Origin of the sequence: Rhizobium terrae, assembly GCF_003425685.1 — a bacterium.
GTDB classification, from domain to species: domain Bacteria; phylum Pseudomonadota; class Alphaproteobacteria; order Rhizobiales; family Rhizobiaceae; genus Neorhizobium; species Neorhizobium terrae.
On record NZ_QJKM01000011.1, the window covers coordinates 106474 to 129311 of the forward strand.

Below are 22838 nucleotides of genomic sequence, written 5' to 3' on the forward strand. Positions count from 1 at the left end.
CCAGATCAAACCTTATGCTGACGGCTTCTCAACTGCGCGCCGCGCGCGCCATGACAGGAATGACGGTGGACGAACTCGCCACTGCTTCCGGGCTTTCCAGTTCCGCCATCGAAGAAGCCGAGGCCGCCGAGGCCTTCGCCAGCCCCTCGGTCACCGAGCGGCTGAGGACGATCTTCGAATCGAAAGGGATCGTGTTCCTCGCCGCCGGCGACGGCGATCCCGGCATCGGACCGGGGCTCAGATTGCGTCAGCGCTCGCATGACGAAGGCATCCGCCCGCAGAACCTCAATGCGGCAAACGACGGCTGACTTTCGCTCAATCCCTGTAACTTATTGAGTTTGCATAAATCTTCTCTGCTTTTTCCACAACGCGGAGATATCTGCACGACACGCATCGACAATCTCTACGTCATCATCGGCTCGCTTCCGGTGGCCGCCATCGGCCTCGACTTTTGAAAGAAACCAAACCGAAAGACGCCACACTGACGATCAGTCAGAATGGAATAAAAGTCCCAATAAAACTGAGGGTTACTTAGCAGATACATTTTTAACAATAGAAGTGCAGAATTTCCGGAACAAAAATTCACCATGCGCATTCACGTTCAAATAATCAAAAAGGGGATACCGATGACGACGCATCTGAAAATGGACGAGATCGAGAACAAAGGCCTTCGAAAGGTCTGGAGCGTGGCCGAGTTCGCCAAGCGCTACCGCCTGGACCGGGAAGAAGAAACCCGTCTCCTGAAACTGCTTGGCCCGTTCGCCTCGCAGCAGGAACTGCTGATGAACGCCAGCCGCGCGCCGCGCTTCCGCTGAACATAGACCGTGTTTCTCCCCTGAAAGTACGGCTGCAGGCCGTGCTAAATCCTGATTCCCTGTAACCTTCTTTTACCTTCGGATCTTCTTTCGAAGGAACTTTCCCCACCTCCTTTTAGTTGGTCTTTCGTAAACCAATTCGCGCAGCGCGGTCTGTCCGCAGCGCAGAAGGAGGATAACCATGATGAAACTGCTTTCTACCGCGGCGCTTTCGGGCGTCCTTTCGTTGGGCGCCGCCGGCGCCTTCTCCATTCCGGCCTCCGCCCAGGATCTCGAACTGCGGGTCGGTCCCGACGGCGTCCGGCCGGTCATCCGCGACCGTGACAACGACCGCCGCTATGCCCGCTGCAGCGAAAGCGAAGCGCGCGCCGCCGCCCGCGACGAAGGGTTCCGGCGCCCGGAAGTGGTTCGCGTGACAAGCCGCAGCGTGACGGTACAAGGCTGGACCGAGGACGGCCCCGACCGCATCACCTTCGCCAACCGCCCCGGCTGCCCCGTCATCTGACGGATGACAGCCTCATCGACCGACCGGCGACGACATTCCCATTTTCAAGCTCCGCCGGAAGGGCGGAGCTTTTGCCGACATTGATGGAGGTCCATGCATCCCCACAGGAGAAAACTCAGACGGTTTCGAGCCCCTGAATTTCCGCCTTCTCCTCTCCGGCTCTCTTTTCTTTCAAGCCCCGATTTTTAGGCTTGCACCGGAGAGCCGAAAAGAATAGGGAAATCGTGCCCATAAGGGCTGGTCGGGGCGTAGCGCAGCCCGGTAGCGCACTTGACTGGGGGTCAAGGGGTCGCTGGTTCAAGTCCAGTCGCCCCGACCATTTTAATCCCCTTGAAATCTCAGTTAATTTTGCCTGCCATCGCGCGATGGCATTCAGGCAATAATTTACCCGCCCCACCGATGCGGCAGGACGGGCCGATGTTCCGCTCAATCCGCCCTTCTTATAGATAGGGCGAATAGCATTGCTGGCGCGGGCCGTTATACGGCTGGAACGTGTTGTCGTAGGCCCTGTACGAGCGGTAGCGGGCATAGCACCAGTTGACATGCGCATTGCCGCCCACATAACGACGCGGCGGTGCGACATAGCGAGGCTGCGCCAAGGCACCTCCAATAATGGCGCCTGCCGCCAGACCGCCGATGATTGCGCCGACATTGGGGCCGCGATCACGGTAGTAACGACGCCCGTAATAGCGGTCACGGTAATAACCGCGGTGTCCCCAGTACCGATCGCCGCGCCAGCCTCTGTCGCCGCGCCACCCACGATAACCATCCCGCCTGTATTCCCAGGGATTGATTTGAACCTTCTGGATGTCGCTTGAAGCTTCGACCTTGGGCGGGCTGACGGTTGGGAAGGCCTGCGCGGGCGCGATCCCGCTGAAGGCGGTGATCAGCGATAACACCGCGACTGCGAGTTTTTTCTTCATCATTCACCTCCACTGTTTCCTCTGTACGGACATAATCCGCTTTTCCGGCTGAACCAGAGGTGAATGGTAAATTCCGTTTAACGTTCCCTGAGAGTTGAAAATTTCAACGGACCTGATCGAGCAGCCGTTTGCATTCCAGGAGGTCGAAAAGCGCCTCCTGCAACAGGGCGCGATCCTCCTTGCCGACGCTCGACTTGCCGATCGAGACCTCCGGCATATCGTCGTCATGCGAGGAACCGAAGCCGAAGAATCGGCCGCTGGGCTTAACCTTGGGGCGCCCAACGATCTGATCCTCGTCTGCCCCGGAAACCTTCGGCTCAACATGTTTCTCGCTGTTGGCCGCCATGATCGCTTCCATGGTGGCGAGATCGCCGGAGGCGATCGCCGCGACGAACTTGTTGCCATTCGTCTTTAAAAGCCGCTGCACGCCCTTGATCGTATAGCCATGGTCATAGAGGAGATGGCGAATGCCCTTCAGCAGGTCTACGTCTTCCGGCCGGTAATAACGCCGTCCCCCGCCGCGCTTCATCGGCCGGATCTGCGGAAAACGCGTTTCCCAGAAGCGCAGTACGTGCTGCGGCAGGTCAAGATCGTCGGCGACCTCGCTGATCGTCCGAAAAGCATCCGGGCTCTTGTCCAAACGTCATTCTCCCAACAGCATGCCGCCGAATCCCGCCGGCTGCAGCCTGCAACCCTGTTTCATGACTATGCGGCGAATCGAACATATCTCAACGGTTTGGGCCGGGAGATTCAAGTATGTTCACAGGTTTGGAGAAATCCCGGCCGCGTTCAGGCAACCGGGCTGGCCGGCTTCTGCTTGGCCTTGCGGGATGCATGCGCCTTGAGGATGCGGCTCTTTAGCACGTTCGACGCCTTGAAGGTCATCACCCGCCGCGGCGAGATCGGCACTTCTTCGCCCGTTTTCGGATTGCGGCCGATCCGTTCGTTCTTGGAGCGAACCTGGAAGGTCGCGAAGGAGGACAGCTTGACCACCTCCCCGCGCACGATAGCGTTACAGATCTCGTCGATCACCGTCTCGACAAGCTCGGCCGATTCCGTCCGCGAAAGTCCCACCTTGCGGAATACCGATTCCGCCAGATCCGCGCGTGTTACTGTCTTGCCGGCCATGATCCCCGCCCAATTTTCGAAATTGATCTTATCAAAGCCGATAGACAGTATTTTGCTTGAGCGCGAGGGTCAAGCGCCTGTGGTCAATCGCTTATTTACGTTTCGCCGATCGGTATCGACTTACCAGCGCAGGAGGAGCGCGCCCCAGGTGAAACCGCCACCCATGGCTTCCAGCATGACGAGATCGCCCTTTTTAATGCGACCGTCGGCAGCGGCTACGGAAAGTGCAAGCGGAATCGATGCCGCGGACGTATTGCCATGCAGATCGACCGTTACGACAACCTTTTCCGGCGGAATGCCGAGCTTCTTTGCGGAACCGTCAATGATGCGGCGGTTGGCCTGATGCGGTACCAGCCAGTCCAGATCGTCAGCCGTGGTACCGGTTGCGTTGAAAGCCGCTTCGATGACGTCGGTGATCATGCCGACCGCATGCTTGAAGACCTCGCGGCCTTCCATGCGCAGATGGCCGACCGTGCCCGTCGTCGATGGGCCGCCATCCACATAGAGCTTGTCCTTGTGGGTGCCGTCGGAACGCAGATGCGCCGTCAGCACGCCCCGATCGGCAACGCTCCCCTCGCCTTCGGTCGCTTCCAGCACCAAAGCGCCGGCGCCGTCGCCGAACAGCACACAGGTCGTGCGGTCCTTCCAGTCAAGGATGCGGGAGAAGGTTTCCGCGCCGATGACGAGAACCCGTTTTGCCATGCCGCCGCGAATATACAGGTCGGCGGTTGCCATGGCATAGACAAAGCCCGAGCAGACCGCCTGCATGTCGAAGGCATAGCCATGGGTCATGCCGAGCCGGTTCTGGATATTGACGGCGGTTGCCGGGAACGTGTTGTCGGGCGTCGAGGTGGCGACCAGAACCAGGTCGATGTCGTCGGGCGCCAAGCCGGCATTGTCGAGCGCGGCGCGTGCCGCCTGTTCGCCGAGCGAGGCGGTCGTCTCGCCCTCGCCGGCTATGTAGCGCTGGCGGATACCGGTGCGCTGAACGATCCACTCGTCGGTCGTCTCGACGATGCCTTCCAATTCCTGATTGGTCATTACCCGCTTGGGGAGCGCTGCCCCGTAACCGCGAACCACTGAACGGATCATTCTCACTCACATCCTGTCGTCATGCCGCTTCGGGGCCAGCCGGAGGGTGGCGCTTGGCATGATAAATTGTCAAATCCTGCGCGATCTTGGCGTTGAGATCGTTGCGCGCCATGTCGTAAGCAACGTCGATCGCCGCCGCGAAGCCATCGGCATTGGTGCCGCCGTGGCTTTTGATAACGATGCCGTTCAACCCGAGAAAGACCCCGCCATTGACCTTGTTCGGGTCCATTTTCTCCCGCAGCCGGTCAAAGGCGCTCTTGGCGAGGAGGTAACCGATCTTGGCGAAGAATGTCCGCGACATCGCTTCCCGAAGAAGGGTGGCAATCTGCCGGGCCGTGCCTTCCGCCGCCTTTAGCGCGATATTGCCGGTAAAGCCTTCGGTCACCACCACGTCGACCGTGCCCTTGCCAATGTCATCGCCTTCCACGAAGCCGTGATAGGCAATCGTCGGCAGGTTGGCCTCGCGGATCAGGCGGCCCGCCTCCTTGACCTCTTCCTGGCCCTTCACCTCCTCGACACCGACGTTCAAGAGACCGACGGTCGGCCGTTCGACTTCGAAGAGCGCGCGTGCCATGGCGCCGCCCATCAGGGCGAAATCGAGAAGCTGCTGGGCATCCGCGCCGATCGTCGCACCGATATCGAGAACGATGCTTTCGCCTTTCAGGGTCGGCCAGATACCGGCGATCGCCGGACGTTCGATATTGGCCATAGTCCGCAGACAGAATTTCGCCATGGCCATCAGGGCGCCGGTATTGCCGGCGGAGACGGCGACATCGGCCTCGCCGAGCTTCACGGCCTCGATCGAGCGCCACATGGTCGAGACATAGCGGCCGCGGCGCAGCGCCTGGCTTGGTTTCTCCTCCATGCTGACCGCGAGTTCGCATTCGTGAAAGACCGACTTCTCCTTCAGCCTCGGATACTTCGCCAGCAGCGGCTCACACTGGGCGGCCAGGCCATAGATCAGGAAGGTCGCATCGGGATGGCGTTCCAGTGCCTTGGCAGCGCCGGGAATGACGACCTCGGGACCGAAATCACCACCCATGGCGTCGAGAGAAATTCTGATCACGCGTCCCTGATCCTTATCTTCGCCGAACGCATGATCCGGATGAGCATGCGCCAGTTCCAGCATCTCCAATGGCCCGCTCTTTGCGTTGCCCTGTCGGCGAAATCGTGGCCAAAATATAGTTTTTGTTTCCGCTTACAACAGGCCTCAGTCCTTTTTCCAGTCTTTCAGGACGGCAAAGGGGTTGGGACGGCCCGACTTTTCATCCGCGTCGCCTTCGAGATGGTCCGCGAACTCCACACCCGGCTTGCGCGGATAGGGATCGATGGCGAGCGCGGCGAATTCCGCAACGACCGCTCCGGCATCGATCGTATCCCCGGAAAAGGTCTCGGGCAGATCCGGCCCCTCGGGATCAAGAACCATTTCTGCCGTATCGTTGGCGATAACCCGGGCGAGTTTAGACCCCTCCGGCACGAAGATCTGCTCGAACTCTTCGTCGATCCTCGATTCGACCGGTTCGAGTGTCACGACGCAGGACTGGACGATATCGGCCTCCACGCGGCCCTTCAGGCGTACGCCGTCCTTCTTCCAGCGGGCGATCTGCAGTTCGGCCTTCAACGAACCGACCGAGACGACCCGCCAGAGCTTGGCGAGCCCTTCCCGTTCGCGCGGATCCGCCTCCAGCCGAACCGTCACCGCATTGGCGGAAACGTGGCCGACCTTGACGGGATAGGAAAAGGGAGGCTGTTCGCCTCCACCGTGATCATGTTTCATGGAACCTCACATTGTCTTACGGATGCGACACCGGCTGCGGCAGAATGGCCTGCCCGCGGGATATCTCGTCTTCGGAAATAGCGGCAAGCGCCGCCTCCGCCTCGATCATCCAGTCCGCCACTCCCCGCATCGCGGGAGCATCTTCCGCCTTGGGATAAATATTGCGCTTGAGCGCCGCGGCAAGCGCTTCGCCGTCGCCTGCCTCCAGGGCCGCCGCATAGGCTTCCAGTCGACCGTAGAACATGCCGGCGAGCTTCTTCATGCGCTTCGGGACGCTCTGATCGCCGATCCCGAGTTCGCGGATCGAATGATCGATGTCCTGGAAAAAGGCATCGACGATCTCCTGGGCCAGTTCTTGGCCGCTGGAGCCGGATCTTGCCGTGCGGCGGAAGAACAGGATCATGACGATCGATAGCATCTCGAAACGGCCCATCACCGTGTCGGGCACGTCGAGGTCGCTGTAGAAGAAAGGAATGCGCGCGGCATCCGTCAAGGCCGCGTACTGCCGATTGATGATTGCCTGGTTTTGGTTTTTCTTCCTGAAAAGACCGAAGATCATCTCGATTCCCGCTATTTGTCTCCACGAATGTCCTCGGCCCGGCTGCCGCCATGTTGCATGGAAACGAAAGCTGGTTTACCGAAGCAGGCACGAATTGCAATGCCGTTCCGCCGCTTCAGCGCACGGGATGTAGATCCTCACGGCCGCCATACCCGGCCGGATTGGTCCTATGTCCCTGAATAGCCACAATGGTAGGGTCAGCAGAGGCAGGTTTGAGTTTGGGGGATGCCGTTGAACAAGCGGGTTTTCGGATACGAGATGACATTCTTGAGTAAAACCGCCATTGCGATGGTCATCGCATCGATCGGCATGTCGGGCTGCACGTCCATGCAGTTGGGCGACACGATGTACAACGGCTATGTGGTCGATCAGCAGGCGCTGAACCTCATTCCCGTCGGGTCGAGCCGCGAGCAGGTGCTGCTGACCATGGGCACGCCTTCCACCACGGCGACCTTCGACAGCGAAGTCTTTTATTACATCTCCCAAAAACGCGAGCGTGCCGTCGCCTTCATGAAGCCGCGAATCGTCGACCAGACCGTGCTGGCGATCTATTTCGACAAGGGCGGTGTCGTCGCCCGCCGCGCGAACTATACGATGCAGGACGGCAAGGTGTTCGACACGATCTCGCGTACGACGCCGACCGGCGGCCGCGACCTGACCTTCCTTCAGCAACTGCTTTCCGGCGGTGGCGGCGGCGCTTCCGCAGCGAGGAGCATCCTGTCGGGCTTCGGCAACTAAAGCCGGCCGATTTCAACGGAAAGCCCGCGGGGATCGCTCCCCGCGGGCTTTCTTTTTGGTTCCGGCCCAGATCTTCAGCCGGCGAGGATCGCCAGGAGCAGCAGCGCGACGATATTGGTGATCTTGATCGCCGGATTGACGGCGGGGCCTGCCGTGTCCTTGTAGGGATCGCCGACGGTGTCGCCGGTGACCGAGGCCTTGTGGGCGTCGGAACCCTTGAAGTGCTTCTGGCCGTCCTTGTCGACGAAACCGTCCTCGAAGCTCTTCTTGGCATTGTCCCAGGCGCCGCCGCCGGAGGTCATGGAGATCGCCACGAAGAGACCGTTGACGATGACGCCGAGCAGCGATGCGCCGAGCGCCGCAAAAGCAGACGCCTTGTCGCCGCCGGAAATCAGCAGGACGCCGAAATAGACGACGATCGGCGCAAGCACCGGCAGCAGCGACGGCACGACCATTTCGCGGATGGCCGCCTTGGTCAGGATGTCGACCGCGCGTCCATAGTCGGGCTTTTCCTTGCCTTCCATGATGCCCGGCTTTTCGCGGAACTGCTTGCGCACTTCCTCGACGATCGAACCGGCAGCACGGCCGACGGCGGTCATGGCGATGCCGCCGAACAGGTAGGGAATGAGGCCGCCGAAGATCAGACCGGCGACGACGTAAGGATTGGAGAGGTCGAAACTGATTTCGCCGACGCCGTTGAAATAGGGATATTGGGCGCTGTTGGCGGCGAAATATTTGAGGTCGTTGGCATAGGCCGCAAAGAGCACCAGCGCGCCGAGGCCGGCGGAGCCGATCGCATATCCTTTGGTGACGGCCTTGGTCGTGTTGCCGACGGCGTCGAGCGCATCGGTCGATTTGCGCACTTCCGGCGGCAGATGCGACATTTCGGCAATGCCGCCGGCGTTGTCGGTGACCGGGCCGAAGGCATCGAGCGCAACGATCATGCCCGCAAGGCCGAGCATGCTGGTGACGGCGATACCGGTGCCGAACAGGCCGGCGAACTGGTAGGTTGCGACGATACCACCGACGATGACAATCGCCGGCAGCGCCGTCGATTCCAGCGAGACCGCAAGGCCCTGGATGACGTTGGTACCATGACCGGTGACCGAAGCCTGGGCGATCGAATTCACCGGGCGCTTATTGGTGCCGGTATAATATTCGGTGATCACCACGATCAGCGCCGTCACCACGAGGCCGAGGAGGCCGCAGACGAACAGGCTGGTGCCGGTGATCGGCTTGCCGGCGACGGTGCCGATCGTGCCCCAGCCGATGGTGAGCGAGGTCGCCGCACCAAGGCCGAGGATCGACAGCAGCCCCGTGACGATCAGGCCCTTGTAGAGGGCACCCATGATCGAGCCGTTGGCGCCGAGCTTCACGAAGAAAGTACCGATGATCGAGGTGACGATGCAGGCGCCGCAGATCGCCAGCGGATAGAGCATCGCCGTCGCAAGGACCGGCGCGCCGGCGAAGAAGATCGCCGCGAGAACCATGGTGGCGACCACCGAAACCGCATAAGTTTCGAACAGATCGGCGGCCATGCCGGCGCAGTCGCCGACATTGTCGCCGACATTGTCGGCGATGGTGGCCGGGTTGCGCGGATCGTCTTCCGGAATGCCGGCTTCGACCTTGCCGACCAGGTCGCCGCCGACATCCGCACCCTTGGTGAAGATGCCGCCGCCGAGACGGGCGAAGATCGAGATCAGCGACGCACCGAATCCGAGAGCGACCAACGCGTCGATCACCTCACGCGAGCCGCTCGGATGGCCGAGGACGGAGGTGAGTATCCAGTAATAGATGGAGACGCCGAGGAGTGCCAGGCCCGCCACCAGCATGCCGGTGATGGCGCCCGACTTGAAGGCGATGTCGAGACCGGCGGCGAGGCTCTGCGAGGAGGCCTGGGCGGTGCGCACGTTGGCGCGGACCGAAACATGCATGCCGATAAAGCCGGCGGCGCCCGAGAGGACGGCACCGATGACGAAACCGAGCGCGGCCGTGCCGGACAGAAGCACCCAGGCCAGGATGGCGACGACGACGCCGACAACGGCAATGTTCATATACTGGCGCGTCAGATAGGCCTGGGCGCCTTCGCGGATATAACCGGCGATCTCCTGCATGCGTGCATTGCCCTGGTCGGCAGCCAACACGGAACGCGTCGCCCAGACGGCATAGATGATCGATAGCAAGCCGCACACGATCACACCTAAAATTACGGTCATTCGCTTTTCCTCTCCCTCAAGCGCCGGATAGGCCCATGCTCCCCGGCATGCACTCCGCGGCACCACACACCTCCCGGATGTGCAAGGGCTGCCGCAACACTCCACGATGCGCATTCCCGGGCAGGCGACTCGATCCCCTCCCAAGGATTCACATGGTCGCCTGCGCGGACGGGAGATTGCGGTGGAGATGAATTGGCGTCAAGCCCCGATGGGGCAAGAGTTCACGCTGATTTCGCAGAACGGGATTTTAGCATCAGCGCCACAACGAGCACGAGGCATACGATCGTGACCGGCCAGATGATCAGGTTCATGAACGACCAACCGTAGGCGGTGAACACCTTGCCGGAGGAAAAGGACGAAAGGGCCACCATCGTGAACAGGATGATATCGTGGAACCCCTGCACCTTGTCGGCCTCGTGCGGCCGATAGCTCGACGCGACGATCGCCGTGGCGCCGATGAAGCCGAAGTTCCAGCCGATCCCGAGCAGGATGAGAGCGCCCCAGAAATTCCAAAGCTCGATCCCCATATGCGCAACGACCGCGCAGCCCATCAGGATCAGCAGGCCGGCGGCAACGATCTTCTCAACGCCGAAGCGCGAAATCAGCGCACCGGTGAAGAAGCTTGGCGCAAACATGGCGAGCACGTGCCACTGGATACCGAGCGTCGCCATTTCCGATGGGAAGCCGCAGCCGATGACCATGGCGAGCGGCGCGCCGGTCATCATGAAAGTCATCAGCGCATAGGTGGCGATGCCGCAGATCATGCCGGTCAGGAACCGCTGTGTGACGATGATTTCAGCAAGCGGGCGGGCCGGCACGGCAGCGGTCGCAGCTCCCTTCATCTCGGGTAGCTTCAGCGGCGCAAGCAACGCCAGGGCCAGGAAGAACAGCGGTATGACCGCCACGAAGGCGCCGGCAAACAGAACCGGCGACAAAATGTCCTTCGTCCATATGGCGATCTGCGGACCGAGCACGGCGGAGACGATACCGGCCGCCAATATCCAGGAAATGGCCTTGGGCTTGTAGACGGACGGCGATGCATCGGCAGCCGCGAAACGAATCTTCTGCGTGAAGCCGTTGCAGAGCCCGATCAGCAGCAGCCCGAAGGCAAAAAACCAGAAATTCGACTGGTAGAGAGCAATTGCCGCGAGAGCCGCGCCGAGCGCGCCCAGAACGGAGCCCAGCATGAAGCTATGCCTGCGGCCCAGGAAGCGCGATGCGATCGCCACAGCCACGGCGCCGGCCGCCATGCCGACGTTGAAACCGGTGAGCGGCGCTGTCGAAAGCGACTTGTCGTCGCCGAGGAGCTGGTAGCCGGCAAGCCCGCCGAGGGAGAAGACGATCGGCGGCGTTGCGCCCAGGACCGCCTGGGCCGAGGCCAGAAGCGCGACACTGCGCCGGGCGGTGCGCATCTGCGTTTGAAGACCGTCCAACCCAGCGTCCATATCAATTACCCCGGTTTATTTCTTCGTTTCGCCGCGGACCTGCTTGGCGATGCGGTCCAGCACGGCATTGACGATCTTCGGCTCATCCTCCTCGAAGAAGGCATGGGCGATCTCGACATATTCGGTGACGATGACCGGAACGGGCACATCCTTGCGCTCGAGGATTTCGAACGTGCCGGCACGCAGGATGGCGCGCAGCGTCGAATCGAGGCGGGAGAGCGGCCAGTCGTTCTGAAGCGCGGAGCGGACCAGCGGGTCGATCTTCACCTGATCGCGCACCACGCCCGAGACGATCGAACGGAACCAGGAGGCATCGGCCTTCAGGTAGGTGTCGCCGTCAATGTCTTGGCCGAGCCGATGTGCCTCGTATTCCGCAACCACTTCCAGCACGCCGGTCCCGCCGATATCCATCTGATAGAGCGCCTGTACCGCCGCAAGGCGCGCGGCGCCCCGCTGGTTGACGGGCTTGACCGGGTGTTCGCCTTCCTTCGCCATAAAATCAACCACCATTCAGTTTTTCGCGCAGCGCGATCATGGAAAGCGCGGCGCGTGCGGCAAAACCGCCCTTGTCCTTGTCAGAGCGGCGGGCACGCGCCCAGGCCTGGTCGTCGTTCTCGCAGGTCAGGATGCCATTGCCGATCGCCAGCGATTCCGAAACCGCCAGATCCATCAGCGCGCGGGAGGACTCGTTCGAGACGATGTCGAAATGATAGGTCTCGCCGCGGATCACCATGCCGAGCGCGACGAAACCGTCATATTCCGTGCCGCCCTCTTCCGCCGCATCGAGCGCCATCGCAATCGCCGGCGGGATCTCGAGCGCGCCGGGTACGGTGACGACGTCATAGGTCGCGCCGGCTTCCTTCAGCGCATGGGTTGCACCATCGAGCAGGGCATCGGACATATCGTCATAGAAACGCGCCTCGACGATCAAGAGGTGTGGAGCGGCTTCGCGTGACATGTTTCACCTTGTTCAAATCGGGCTTCGAATCGAGCCGGTTGTCATAGGGAGCCGGTTTTTTTTCCGCTGGGATCCGGCAGGCCGCGGTCAAAACACGCTCCGAGGGGAATGGCAAGCGAATTTCGCTGAACGCAGCGATGCGAATCGGGAATATCTGCAGTTCGGACCCCATACGCAAGTTCGCCCCAACCATCGGAGCCGCCATGACGACCATACCCACCATCGAAACCGAACGGCTGATCCTTCGCCCGCACCGGCTTTCTGATTTCGAGACCTTTGCGGATATCTGGGCCGATCCGGATGTCGTGCGCTTCATCACCGGCATACCGATGAGCCGCGAGAACAGCTGGGGCCGCATGCTGCGCGTCACGGGGATGTGGCACCTGATGGGCTTCGGCTTCCTGGCGATCGAGGAGAAGGCGACAGGCTGCCTGATCGGCGAAGCTGGCTTTCAGGATATGCGGCGGGAATTTCAACCGTCGATCGAAGGAACTCTGGAAGCCGGCTGGGCACTCATTCCTCCCGCCCACGGCCGTGGATATGCGACGGAGGCCGTGCGCGCGCTTGTCGGCTGGGCCGTCACCCATTTCCCCGACCGCCGGATGACCTGCATCATCAATCCGGAAAACCAGGCCTCGCTCCGGGTGGCTGAAAAGCTCGGCTTCCACGAATTCGCACGCACCGATTACCACGGACCGATCATCCTGCTCTCACGCTAAAACTGACAATACGTGCTTCACTTTTCTGCAAGCATAAGGCGCTAAAATTATCGGAGACAATTGATTTCCCCTGCCTCCGCCAAGAATATTCTGGACGTTGCAGGTTCAGTGTTATCAAGATATCCGCATTATCTCTTAATTAGAATGTATGCGGCAGACCGTATCGAGGACCCATGGATGCTTCGCTGAACCGGCTATCGCTTACCACCGATGGTATGGAAGATCTGATCTTGCGGATGTCGATGGCGCGCGGGCTCGACGAAATCATGGCCGCCGTTCGCCAATCCGCCCGGAAGCTTATCGGCGCCGACGGCATTACATTCGTTCTTCGCGACGGCAACAAGTGTCACTACGCGGACGAGGATGCCATCTCGCCGCTCTGGAAAGGCCAGCGCTTCCCGCTCGAAACCTGCATTTCGGGTTGGGCGATGCATCATGCCGAAGTGGTGATCATCGAGGATATTTACCAGGACGACCGCATTCCGCATGCGGCCTATAGACCCACCTTCGTGAAGAGCCTCGCCATGGTTCCGGTGCGCGAAGAGGATCCGATAGGGGCAATCGGCGCCTATTGGGCGGAGGCGGAGCGCCCCTCCGAAGAGGCCGTCCGTCTGCTGCAGCGTATCGCCCATAGCGCAGCCGTGGCGATGACGAACGTCTCCTTGATCGATTCTCTGGCCGCCGCCAAGGAGGAAGCAGCACGCGCCCGCGATGCGATGATCCTCGCCATGGCTTCGCTTGCAGAAACCCGCGACCACGAGACCGGCAACCATATCCGCCGCACCCAGCATTATGTCCGGGCGCTCGCCGAGGCGTTGAAGGAGCATGAGCCTTATGCCGGTCAGTTGAACGACGACATCGTCGATCTGCTCTACAAGTCCGCGCCGCTGCACGATATCGGCAAGGTCGGCATTCCCGATTGCATTCTCCTGAAGCCGGGCAAGCTTGAACCGGAAGAGTATGAGGTCATGAAGACCCATGCCGAACTCGGCCGCGCCGCGATCGCAACCGCCGAACGCTACATGGGATCCACGACACCCTTCCTCAGCCTTGCCAAGGAAATCGCCCATACTCATCACGAAAAATGGAACGGCACCGGTTATCCTCGGGGCCTGAGCGGCGAGGACATCCCGATCGGCGGGCGGATCATGGCGATCGCCGACGTCTATGATGCGCTGGTTTCCGAGCGCATCTACAAACCGGCCATGCCCCACCAGCAGGCGGTCGAGATCATCCTCAAGGAAGCCGGCCAGCATTTCGATCCCGGGCTTGTAGATGTCTTTGCAAAGATCGCGCCCCGGTTCGAGGAGATCCATCGCGATTTCGCGGACGCGGCTTGACAGTCCGACTCAGGCCCTGGCCGGAAATTCCGCCAGCCTCGCGGCGTAACGCGCCATCGTATCGACTTCGAAATTGACGAAGTCACCGGCTTTCCGGTCGCCCCAGGTGGTGACGGCAAGCGTATGGCGGATGAGCAGCACATCGAAATCCGTGCCGTCGACGGCATTCACCGTCAGCGACGTGCCGTCGAGCGCGATCGAGCCTTTCGGCGCAACGAAACGGGCAAGGTGCTCCGGCGCCCGCAGGCGGATGCGCACCGCCTCGCCTTCCGGCTCGATCGAGAGGATTTCCGCCTTGTCGTCCACATGGCCGGACACGATATGGCCGCCGAGTTCGTCGCCGATCTTCAGGGCGCGTTCGAGGTTGACCCGCGTGCCTTCCTTCCAGCTGGAAATCGTCGTCAGCCTCAGCGCCTCCTCCCAGGCCTCGACCTCGAACCAGCGCTCGTTGCTGCCGTCCGCCGGCAGGTTGGTGACCGTCAGGCAAACGCCGCCATGGGCGATCGAGGCCCCCATGTCGATAGTCTTCGGGTCGTAGTTGGTGGCAATCCGGAGCTTGACGCCCTCGTCCATCGGCGTCATCGCCGCAACCGTGCCGACATCGGTGACAATTCCGGTGAACATCAAAACGACCTTTCATATTCGAACATGCGGTCGGCGCCGAAGACGGCTTCGCGTACACGCTTAAATCCTGCCGGCATATCGGATGGCAGGAGCGGCGATTCAAGCCCGCCCTCGCCGATCATGCCGGTGCCCTGGAACAGGATGACGCGATCGACGAGTCCGGCATCGAGAAAGGCCTTGGCGACGGTCGCCCCGCCTTCCACGAGCAATGACGACATGCCGCGAACCGCGAGGACCGCCAGCAGGATGTCGAGTTCGGTGTCATCCATGATCTCGACACCGGCGGATCGGAGAGCCGCCGCTTTTGCCGCCGGGTCATTGTCGACGGAGGGGGGCGAAGCCGCACCCTCGAACTGCCCCGTCGAATGCGGCGCCGCCACCACGATCACCGGCACCTGCTTCGCCGTCTGCGCCAGCTTCGAGGTCAGCGGCAGCTCCAGCCGCCGATCCAGCACGATGCGCAGCGGCGAGCGATCCTCCAGCCCCGGAATACGCACCGTCAGCTCGGGATCGTCCGAAAGCGCCGTACCGATGCCGATCAGGATGGCATCCGACTGCGCCCGCAGCCGATGCACCTCGGCCTTCACCTCAGGTCCGGTGATCGCCACTTCCTCGCCGCGGCGGCCAAGCATGCTATCGGCGGAAACCGCAAGTTTCAGAGTAACATGCGGGCGGCCCTTCGTCTGGCGGGTGAGGTAGCCGGCGAGCGCCCGCCGGCCTTCCTCCTCCATCAGGCCGGTCTCGACGGCGATGCCAGCATCGCGCAGGATCGCGATGCCGCGTCCGGAAACCCGTGGATCGGGATCGGTGAGGCACATGACGACGCGGGCGACACCCGCCTCGACCAGCGCATTGGCGCAGGGCGGCGTGCGGCCATAATGAGAGCAGGGTTCTAGCGTGACGTAGACGGTTGCGCCCCTCGCCTTTTCCCCGGCCATATCGAGCGCCTGGGTTTCCGCATGCGGCCGCCCGCCGGATGCCGTGACCGCCTCCCCCACGACTTCGCCGTCCTTGACGATCACGCATCCAACGGAAGGATTGGTCAGCGTCAGACCCGTGTGGCGGCGCGACAATTCGAGCGCCCGCGCCATGAACCGCCGGTCGTCGGCCGCGCTCGCCACGGCCTCAGGGCTCCATGCCGGGATCGCGGGCGATCTTGGCGTTGATTTCCTCGATCACCTTCTCGAAGTCTTCCGCGTGAGAAAAATCGCGATAGACCGATGCGTAGCGCACGAAAGCCACGTCATCGAGGCTCTTCAGCGATTCCAGCACCTGAAGGCCGATTTCTTCCGACGAAATTTCGTTCTCGCCAGAGCTTTCCAGCCGGCGCACGATGCCGGAGACCGCCCGCTCAATGCGGTCGTTGTCCACCGGCCGCTTGCGCAGTGCGATCTGGAACGAGCGCACCAGCTTGTTGCGGTCGAAGGGCACCTTGCGGCCGGTCTTCTTGGTCACCATCAGCTCGCGCAGCTGGACGCGTTCGAAGGTGGTGAAACGGCCGCCGCAATCCGGGCAGATGCGCCGCCGGCGGATGGAGGTATAATCCTCCGCCGGACGGGAATCCTTGACCTGCGTATCTTCCGAACCGCAATAGGGGCAGCGCATCGCCTCTCCTTAGCTACCTCTGGGGCCTACTCTTACCGCTTACATATAGGGATACATGGGGAAGCGGTCGGTCAGCGCGACGACTTTTTCGCGCACGCCCGCTTCCACCGTGGCGTTGCCCTCATCGGAATTGGCGACCTTCAGGCCATCGAGAACCTCGATGATGAGGTTGCCGATTTCCTTGAATTCGGCTTCCTTGAAGCCGCGCGTCGTGCCGGCCGGGGTGCCGAGGCGGATGCCGGACGTCACGAACGGCTTTTCCGGATCGAAGGGAATGCCGTTCTTGTTGGTGGTAATGTAACCACGGCCGAGTGCCGCCTCGGCGCGCTTGCCGGTGGCGTTCTTCTTGCGCAGGTCGACCAGCATCAGGTGGTTGTCGGTGCCGCCGGAGACGATGTCGAGGCCGCCGGCCTTCAGCGTCTCGGAGAGCGCCTTGGCGTTCCTGACGATCTGGGCGGCATAGTCCTTGAATTCCGGCTGCAGCGCCTCGCCGAAGGCAACCGCCTTGGCAGCGATGATATGCATCAGGGGACCACCCTGGAGACCGGGGAAGACGGCCGAATTGAATTTTTTGGCCAGTTCCTCGTCATTCGTCAGGATGACGCCGCCGCGCGGACCACGCAGCGACTTGTGGGTCGTGGTGGTGGCGACATGGCAGTGCGGGAACGGCGACGGGTGCTGGCCGCCGGCAACCAGGCCGGCGATATGGGCCATGTCGACCATCAGGTAGGCGCCGACCGAATCGGCGATCTCGCGGAACCGCTTCCAGTCCCAGATGCGGGAATAGGCCGTGCCGCCAGCGATGATCAGCTTCGGCCTGTGCTCCTCGGCCTTGCGGGCAACCTCGTCCATGTCGAGCAGGTTATCGCCTTCGCGCACGCCGTAGGATACGACGTTGAACCATTTGCCGGACATGTTGACCGGCGAGCCGTGGGTCAGGTGTCCCCCGGAATTCAGGTCGAGGCCCATAAACGTATCGCCCGGCTGCAAGAGCGCCAGGAAGACGGCCTGGTTCATCTGTGAACCCGAGTTCGGCTGAACGTTGGCGAAGTTGACGCCGAACAGCTTCTTGGCGCGTTCGATGGCGAGCTCTTCTGCGATATCGACGAACTGGCAGCCGCCGTAATAACGCTTGCCCGGATAACCTTCCGCATATTTGTTCGTCATGATCGAACCCTGGGCCTCGAGTACGGCGCGCGAAACGATGTTTTCCGAAGCGATCAGCTCGATCTCGTGGCGCTGGCGACCCAGCTCCTTCTCGATCGCGCCAAAGATTTCCGGATCGGATTCGGCCAGCGGACGGGAGAAGAAGGCATCAGTGTTCGACATGTGCGAGGCTCCTCAAAAAGGGTGGGCATGCGATGTGGCGTCTTAGCGTTCCGGCCACTCGAGGGCAATACGGGGAACGACATTTGCCAGCCGGAAGACGCGCCGCCCCGAGCCGAAAACCAAAAGGCCGCACCCGGTATCAGGCGCGGCCTTGGTTTTTCGGAACCGGGGAGCTGCTTATTGCGGCAGCAGGTCGTCGTCGGCAGCGCCGGCCGGCTTCTCGATGCCGGTCGTGGTCTGGAGCGCCAGTTCCTGGTTGCCGTCAAGCTGGTAGATATCGTCGCGGAACTGGACGACGCGGTCCCTTGCCGACCATGCCGTGATGTAGACGATATAGACCGGCACTTCCTGGGCAAGCTTGATCGGGTTGTTCTGGCGGCTCGCGATGACGCGTTCGATCTCCTGGCGGGACCAGCCGGGCGTGTCGCGCAGCAGCCAGGTGATGAGGTCGCGGACGTTCTGGATGCGCATGCAGCCCGAGGATTCAAAGCGCATCAGCTTGTTGAACAGGCCCTGCTGGGGCGTGTCGTGCATGTATTCGTTGTTCGGATTGTGGAAGTTGATCTTCGTGGACGCCATGGCGTTGATCTTGCCCGGGTCCTGCCGGAACATGAAGTTCGGCGCCTTCGGCGCGAACCAGTCGACCGTCTCCGGCGCCACTTCATTGCCCTTGCCGTCGATCAGGCGGATGTTGTTGCGGGTGAGATAGGTCGGATCCTTGCGCATCAGCGGAACGATGTCCTTCTCGACGATCGAGCGCGGCGCCGTCCAATAAGGATTGAGGATGACCTCATAGATCTTCGAGTTGATAGCGTGCGTCGGGCGATCGATGCGGCCGACGACGGCGTTGGTGCGCAGCGCCACCCGGTCGTTTTCCACGGCCTCGACATAGGCGGCCGGGATGTTGACCATGACGTAGCGCGGGCTGAGATCGCCCGACATGGACTGCAGGCGCACAAGATTGGTCTGGAGCTGGCGAAGGCGCACATCGGCCGAAATGTTCATCGCCTTGATGGTATATTCGCCCATTACGCCGTCGGCGGGCAGACCGTGCCGGGCCTGGAAGCGCTTTACCGCGCCATCGACGTAACTATCGAACGAGGAAGACATGCCCGCCTCGCGCGGCAGGTCGCCGGCGATCATCAGGCGCTGGCGCAACTGCTGGACCGAGGGATCGACGGCGCCGAGGCGCAGGCGCTGCTGACCCGGATTGACCTCCGGCCAGCCGCCGTTCGCCACGATCTGCTGATAGTCGAGGATGGCCTGCTGGATATTGGCCGGACCGGCAGGACCGAGTACCGGATTGTTGGAAACGACGTTGACGGCGGTTCGCGAGGCGGCCTTGGCGTCGAACTGGTCATCCCAGGTGCCGCGGCGCGGCGCATTGATCAGATCGTCCATGGCGTTCTGAGCGAATGCCGGCGCGGCCAAGGCGGCAGCGCCCGCGGAAACGGCCGTGCGGAGAAGCGCGCGGCGGGAAAGAACGTCAGATCCGATCTTCTTCGACATCACAATATCCATCTGGTCCCGAGCATCACCAACGACGCCTACAGGGATATGGTTAACAAACGCGTCAAAGCAACGCGCGGCGGCCGGCGGTTCGTCGTCATCGCAATGTCGCAAAAGCGCGGATTCCGCCAGCCCGTTTCATCCAGCCGGTCCCATAGCAATATGGCCAATTCGTGTCAGGTATCGTCGCGTCACAAAGCCGTGTTGGTATGTGATTTTTTTGCGCCTGTGGCGTTCGCACCGCGAGGCAAGCTTCAAGCAAGAAGCCTAAATTAGAAGCGCTGCCGATAATCTTACGAGGGGAACTTCATGCAGTGGCGGCCGATATCGAGTCTGACTCCCGGTAAGCTCGCCTTCCTGCTCTTCGATCACATGCAAAGCGCGCAATGGGTCGGTTATGTCGATGAAGACGGCGTGTGCTTGTGGCCCGAGAAAGTTCGAGGGCTGCGCCCAACCGTATGGCAGGACGTCATGGGGGATCTGACACGCCCGAGGGTGGCCGGCGAGTGAAGCTGACCGACATACAAATGAGCGTAACGGCGCGTATTTCTACGCCCCGTTACGCCCTTGCGCACCACGTGATGACTGGAGGTTCTTCAGTGTCCGCAAGCCTGGTGGATCAGGTTTCATCGCTTCGGCGCATGGTGGCGCGGTCGGGGCGAATTTCCCGCACCGTTGCGCAACCGCAAGGCTCTTTCCGGCCTTTTCACGCCGCTTTGTTTCTTCCCAAGTATCTGTAATCGCTTCTAGAGGCGATACAGGATCTGGTCGTTCCAGAAGCGGTCGAGACGCTGCAGCAGCTTGTTCATCTGCGTGAAGTCGCTTTCGGCGATTCCGCCGACCTTTTCGATCGAGCCGATATGGCGCTCGTAGAGCTTGGCGACCGTTTCGGCGATCTCCTGACCATCCGGGGTCAGGCTGATGCGGACCGAGCGACGGTCGATGCGCGAACGCTGGTGGTTGATGAAGCCCAGATCGACCAGCTTCTTGACGTTGTAGGAGACGTTGGAGCCGAGGTAATAACCGCGGGAGCGCAGTTCGCCGGCCGTCAGTTCCGAATTGCCGATGTTGAAGAGAAGAAGCGCCTGGACGGCGTTGACGTCGTCGCGGCCCTGGCGGTCGAACTCATCCTTGATCACATCGAGAAGACGGCGATGCAGGCGCTCGACCAGATGCAGCGACTCCAGATAAAGAGCGCGAATGGTTTCTTCATGCGGATCTGCTACTGCCGGTGCCGCCTGCGGCTTCAGTTTCGTGTTCATCATGACTGCCTCACTCTGTTTGTTTGGCGGTGTTTGTTTTCTTCCCGCCTTGAGACAGACACTATCCAATACGCATAAAATTCGACTTAAAACATAGGCTTAACAATAGCTTAACGGATACCGTCGAACTCCTGCCGCCGGTCGCCGGCTATGGAGCCGCGCACTTCCTCCCCTTTAAAATCAATGGGTTATCGGTGGAATTTTGACGGAACTCAGCCCTGAAAGCTTTAATTTCAGGGTAAATCAATCCTTACCTGCTCCGCTTTCCGGCGCGCTTCGAGCCATAAAGAGAGGCGGAAAACCACGTAAAGCGCAGCAACAAGACCGTGCATCAGGGGAACGAGACGGTTGAAACCGAATATCTGCGGCCAGACCATGTACATCAGGACCTGCGAGATCGCGGCGATCGCCCACAGCACGGGTCCCCAGGAAACGGTCAGCCAGAGGCCGAGCGAGACGACGGGGAAAAGCACCGCCAGCGAAGAGGCCGCCACCTTCCAGGGCAGGTTCAGAAGGTCGAAGCGCGCCTGGCCGTTCAGCGAATAACCGACCAGCATGGCCCAATATTGCAGGCCGAACCAGAAACAGGCGACCGCGATCATCCGGAGGAAGATCACGTAGAGGATTTCGGTCAGCGTGCGTTTCGGCACTGCAGGTGAATCGGGTTCCATGGCAACACCATATCGAGGAGCAACACCGCTTGCCAGTGCGCGAGTGCACGATCGTTCAAGAGACCACGGCTTCGACCTGCTAGGGCTTCCCCACCAACCATAGGAGCACGCATGACCGACAGTGACGTTCCGCACGTTCCGATCACCCTCGCCCCGATCAACCTCGCCGAGAAGCTGAATCGCATTCCTGATTTCTGGCAGCCGCGCGTCGTCGCCGAAATGAACGACTACCAGTTCAAGCTTGTCCGCATCGAAGGCGATTTCATCTGGCACGATCACCCGGAAACGGACGAGACCTTCATCGTCCTGGACGGCTGTCTGCGCATCGATTTCCGGGACGGTTCGGTGCAAATCGGCCCCGGTGAGATGTTCGTCGTACCCAAGGGCGTCGAACACAAGCCGTTTGCGGAAAGAGAGGTGAGGATGATGCTGATCGAACCGCGCGGCACCCTGAATACCGGCCACGAAGGCGGCGAACGGACTGCGCGGAACGACGTCTGGATCTAGAGCCACTGCGGCGATCCCTCCCATTCATAAAGAACGCGTGCCATGCTAATGAGCGCGCAATCACGAAGGAATGGAGGCACCAGACCCATGGACAAGACGCATCTGGTCGACGAGATCACCGGTCACCGCCGCATGCGGCGCAACCGCAAGGCAGACTGGACGCGCAGGCTCGTCCAGGAGAGCCGGCTGACGGTGGACGACCTCATCTGGCCGATCTTCATCGTGCCCGGCGCCGGCATCGTCGATCCGATCGCCGCCATGCCCGGCGTCAGCCGGATGAGCGTCGACAAGGCGGTGGAAGCGGTGAAAGAAGCCGCCGACCTCGGCATTCCGGCGATCGCCACCTTCCCCGACATCGAGATGGAACTGCGCGACGAGACCGGCTCGAACAGTCTCGTCGCCAACAACCTGATCAATCAGGCGACCGCCGCGTTCAAGAAGGCCGTGCCGAATATCGGCATCATCACCGACGTGGCGCTCGATCCCTTCACCAGCCACGGCCATGACGGCATCCTGCGCGACGGCATCATCGTCAACGACGAGACGGTCGATCAGATCGTCAGGGCCGCCGTGATGCAGGCCGACGCCGGCGCCGACATCATCGCGCCCTCGGAAATGATGGACGGCCGCATCGGCGCCATCCGCCGGGCGCTCGACGCCAGCGGCCATCAGGATGTCGGCATCATGTCCTATGCGACGAAATTCTCGTCCGGCTTCTACGGGCCGTATCGCGAGGCGATCAATACCAGCGGGCTGCTCAAGGGCGACAAGAACAGCTATTACATCTCGCCGGCCAACGGCACCGAGGCAGTGCGCGACGCGGCGCTCGACGTCGAGGAAGGCGCCGACATGCTGATGGTCAAGCCGGGCATCGCCTATCTCGACATCTGCTGGCGCATCAAGGAAGCCTTCGGCCTGCCGACCTTCGCCTACCAGGTGTCGGGCGAATATACCCAGATCAAGGCGGCGGCGATGAACGGCTGGATCGACGGCGACCGGATCATGATGGAGACGCTGCTCTGCTTCAAACGGGCCGGCTGCGACGGCATTCTCACCTATTTCGCGCCCGAGGTGGCGAAAAAGCTTGCAAAGGCATAGGCTCGGAAGAGCCATGGC

General features: G+C 61.4%; 26 protein-coding genes and 1 tRNA gene. 9 read left to right on the forward strand and 18 right to left on the reverse strand.

Annotated elements, in window-relative coordinates; translation table 11 throughout:
* Nucleotides 1–14 precede the first annotated feature (14 nt).
* From DMO26_RS20940 to DMO26_RS20955, 4 genes are all read left to right on the forward strand, one after another.
* Nucleotides 15–308: a helix-turn-helix domain-containing protein gene (locus tag DMO26_RS20940; protein WP_117194102.1), complete on the forward strand. Its 294-nt coding sequence runs from the start codon at nt 15–17 to the stop codon at nt 306–308.
* A gap of 318 nt (nt 309–626) precedes the next feature.
* A complete protein-coding gene (locus DMO26_RS20945; RefSeq protein WP_117194103.1) occupies nt 627–815 on the forward strand; it encodes a hypothetical protein in 189 nt (62 codons plus the stop codon).
* Between the two features lie 181 nt (nt 816–996).
* On the forward strand, nt 997–1320 hold the full coding sequence (locus DMO26_RS20950; protein ID WP_117194104.1) for a hypothetical protein: 324 nt from the start codon (nt 997–999) through the stop codon (nt 1318–1320).
* 242 nt (nt 1321–1562) lie between these two features.
* Nucleotides 1563–1639: transfer RNA gene (locus DMO26_RS20955), tRNA-Pro, on the forward strand.
* A 121-nt stretch (nt 1640–1760) separates the two neighbouring features.
* On the opposite strand, the gene DMO26_RS20960 is transcribed toward DMO26_RS20955, so the two are convergent.
* From DMO26_RS20960 to DMO26_RS20990, 7 genes are all read right to left on the reverse strand, one after another.
* Nucleotides 1761–2246 (reverse strand): BA14K family protein, encoded by a 486-nt coding sequence (locus DMO26_RS20960; RefSeq protein WP_117194105.1) that lies wholly within the window; start codon nt 2244–2246, stop codon nt 1761–1763.
* A gap of 100 nt (nt 2247–2346) precedes the next feature.
* Nucleotides 2347–2883: a MerR family transcriptional regulator gene (locus DMO26_RS20965; RefSeq protein WP_117194106.1), complete on the reverse strand. Its 537-nt coding sequence runs from the start codon at nt 2881–2883 to the stop codon at nt 2347–2349.
* Nucleotides 2884–3032: 149 nt separating this feature from the next.
* Entirely contained in the window at nt 3033–3371 is a 339-nt protein-coding gene (locus DMO26_RS20970; protein WP_117194107.1) for an integration host factor subunit alpha, read from the reverse strand.
* 120 nt (nt 3372–3491) lie between these two features.
* The gene (locus DMO26_RS20975) at nt 3492–4463 is read right to left on the reverse strand and encodes a beta-ketoacyl-ACP synthase III (RefSeq protein ID WP_117194108.1); all 972 of its coding nucleotides are present in this window, start codon (nt 4461–4463) and stop codon (nt 3492–3494) included.
* Nucleotides 4464–4482: 19 nt separating this feature from the next.
* Nucleotides 4483–5529 carry a phosphate acyltransferase PlsX gene (gene plsX, locus DMO26_RS20980; RefSeq protein ID WP_117194257.1) on the reverse strand — a complete coding sequence of 349 codons (1047 nt, stop codon included), beginning with the start codon at nt 5527–5529 and terminating at the stop codon, nt 4483–4485.
* A 144-nt stretch (nt 5530–5673) separates the two neighbouring features.
* Nucleotides 5674–6240: a YceD family protein gene (locus DMO26_RS20985; protein WP_117194109.1), complete on the reverse strand. Its 567-nt coding sequence runs from the start codon at nt 6238–6240 to the stop codon at nt 5674–5676.
* Nucleotides 6241–6256: 16 nt separating this feature from the next.
* A complete protein-coding gene (locus tag DMO26_RS20990) occupies nt 6257–6799 on the reverse strand; it encodes a ubiquinol-cytochrome C chaperone family protein (protein ID WP_117194110.1) in 543 nt (180 codons plus the stop codon).
* A gap of 225 nt (nt 6800–7024) precedes the next feature.
* Here DMO26_RS20990 and DMO26_RS20995 point away from each other — a divergent pair, with 225 nt between their 5' ends.
* Nucleotides 7025–7537, forward strand: a complete 513-nt coding sequence (locus DMO26_RS20995; protein WP_117194111.1) for an outer membrane protein assembly factor BamE — start codon at nt 7025–7027, stop codon at nt 7535–7537.
* Nucleotides 7538–7611: 74 nt separating this feature from the next.
* Here the strand turns inward: DMO26_RS20995 and DMO26_RS21000 are convergent, their stop codons facing one another.
* From DMO26_RS21000 to ribH, 4 genes are all read right to left on the reverse strand, one after another.
* On the reverse strand, nt 7612–9753 hold the full coding sequence (locus DMO26_RS21000; RefSeq protein WP_117194112.1) for a sodium-translocating pyrophosphatase: 2142 nt from the start codon (nt 9751–9753) through the stop codon (nt 7612–7614).
* Nucleotides 9754–9974: 221 nt separating this feature from the next.
* Nucleotides 9975–11198 carry an MFS transporter gene (locus DMO26_RS21005; protein WP_117194113.1) on the reverse strand — a complete coding sequence of 408 codons (1224 nt, stop codon included), beginning with the start codon at nt 11196–11198 and terminating at the stop codon, nt 9975–9977.
* A gap of 15 nt (nt 11199–11213) precedes the next feature.
* A complete protein-coding gene (nusB, locus tag DMO26_RS21010; protein WP_117194258.1) occupies nt 11214–11693 on the reverse strand; it encodes a transcription antitermination factor NusB in 480 nt (159 codons plus the stop codon).
* Nucleotides 11694–11697: 4 nt separating this feature from the next.
* Nucleotides 11698–12156, reverse strand: coding sequence for a 6,7-dimethyl-8-ribityllumazine synthase (ribH, locus tag DMO26_RS21015; protein ID WP_117194114.1), 459 nt, complete (start codon nt 12154–12156; stop codon nt 11698–11700).
* A 203-nt stretch (nt 12157–12359) separates the two neighbouring features.
* Between ribH and DMO26_RS21020 the strand changes: the two genes are divergently transcribed.
* Nucleotides 12360–12875 (forward strand): GNAT family N-acetyltransferase, encoded by a 516-nt coding sequence (locus DMO26_RS21020; protein WP_117194115.1) that lies wholly within the window; start codon nt 12360–12362, stop codon nt 12873–12875.
* Nucleotides 12876–13048: 173 nt separating this feature from the next.
* On the forward strand, nt 13049–14215 hold the full coding sequence (locus DMO26_RS21025; RefSeq protein WP_117194116.1) for an HD-GYP domain-containing protein: 1167 nt from the start codon (nt 13049–13051) through the stop codon (nt 14213–14215).
* A gap of 9 nt (nt 14216–14224) precedes the next feature.
* On the opposite strand, the gene DMO26_RS21030 is transcribed toward DMO26_RS21025, so the two are convergent.
* The 7 genes from DMO26_RS21030 to DMO26_RS21065 form a co-directional block, all read right to left on the reverse strand.
* The gene (locus DMO26_RS21030) at nt 14225–14839 is read right to left on the reverse strand and encodes a riboflavin synthase (RefSeq protein WP_117194117.1); all 615 of its coding nucleotides are present in this window, start codon (nt 14837–14839) and stop codon (nt 14225–14227) included.
* Nucleotides 14839–15960: a bifunctional diaminohydroxyphosphoribosylaminopyrimidine deaminase/5-amino-6-(5-phosphoribosylamino)uracil reductase RibD gene (gene ribD / locus DMO26_RS21035; protein ID WP_117194118.1), complete on the reverse strand. Its 1122-nt coding sequence runs from the start codon at nt 15958–15960 to the stop codon at nt 14839–14841. Before ribD ends, DMO26_RS21030 begins: the two co-directional genes overlap by 1 nt.
* Before the next feature lie 4 nt (nt 15961–15964).
* Nucleotides 15965–16444, reverse strand: coding sequence for a transcriptional regulator NrdR (gene nrdR, locus DMO26_RS21040; RefSeq protein WP_117194119.1), 480 nt, complete (start codon nt 16442–16444; stop codon nt 15965–15967).
* Nucleotides 16445–16483: 39 nt separating this feature from the next.
* Complete coding sequence (gene glyA, locus DMO26_RS21045; protein WP_117194120.1) at nt 16484–17773, reverse strand: serine hydroxymethyltransferase; 1290 nt, start codon at nt 17771–17773, stop codon at nt 16484–16486.
* A gap of 177 nt (nt 17774–17950) precedes the next feature.
* On the reverse strand, nt 17951–19282 hold the full coding sequence (locus tag DMO26_RS21050; RefSeq protein ID WP_117194121.1) for a L,D-transpeptidase family protein: 1332 nt from the start codon (nt 19280–19282) through the stop codon (nt 17951–17953).
* A 746-nt stretch (nt 19283–20028) separates the two neighbouring features.
* On the reverse strand, nt 20029–20544 hold the full coding sequence (gene ldtR / locus DMO26_RS21060; protein WP_117194259.1) for a transcriptional regulator LdtR: 516 nt from the start codon (nt 20542–20544) through the stop codon (nt 20029–20031).
* Between the two features lie 233 nt (nt 20545–20777).
* A complete protein-coding gene (locus tag DMO26_RS21065) occupies nt 20778–21215 on the reverse strand; it encodes a DUF6163 family protein (protein WP_117194123.1) in 438 nt (145 codons plus the stop codon).
* Nucleotides 21216–21326: 111 nt separating this feature from the next.
* On the opposite strand from DMO26_RS21065, the gene DMO26_RS21070 reads away from it, so the two are divergent.
* Nucleotides 21327–21722, forward strand: coding sequence for a cupin domain-containing protein (locus DMO26_RS21070; protein WP_117194124.1), 396 nt, complete (start codon nt 21327–21329; stop codon nt 21720–21722).
* 87 nt (nt 21723–21809) lie between these two features.
* Entirely contained in the window at nt 21810–22820 is a 1011-nt protein-coding gene (gene hemB, locus DMO26_RS21075; protein ID WP_117194125.1) for a porphobilinogen synthase, read from the forward strand.
* Nucleotides 22821–22838: the final 18 nt, after the last annotated feature.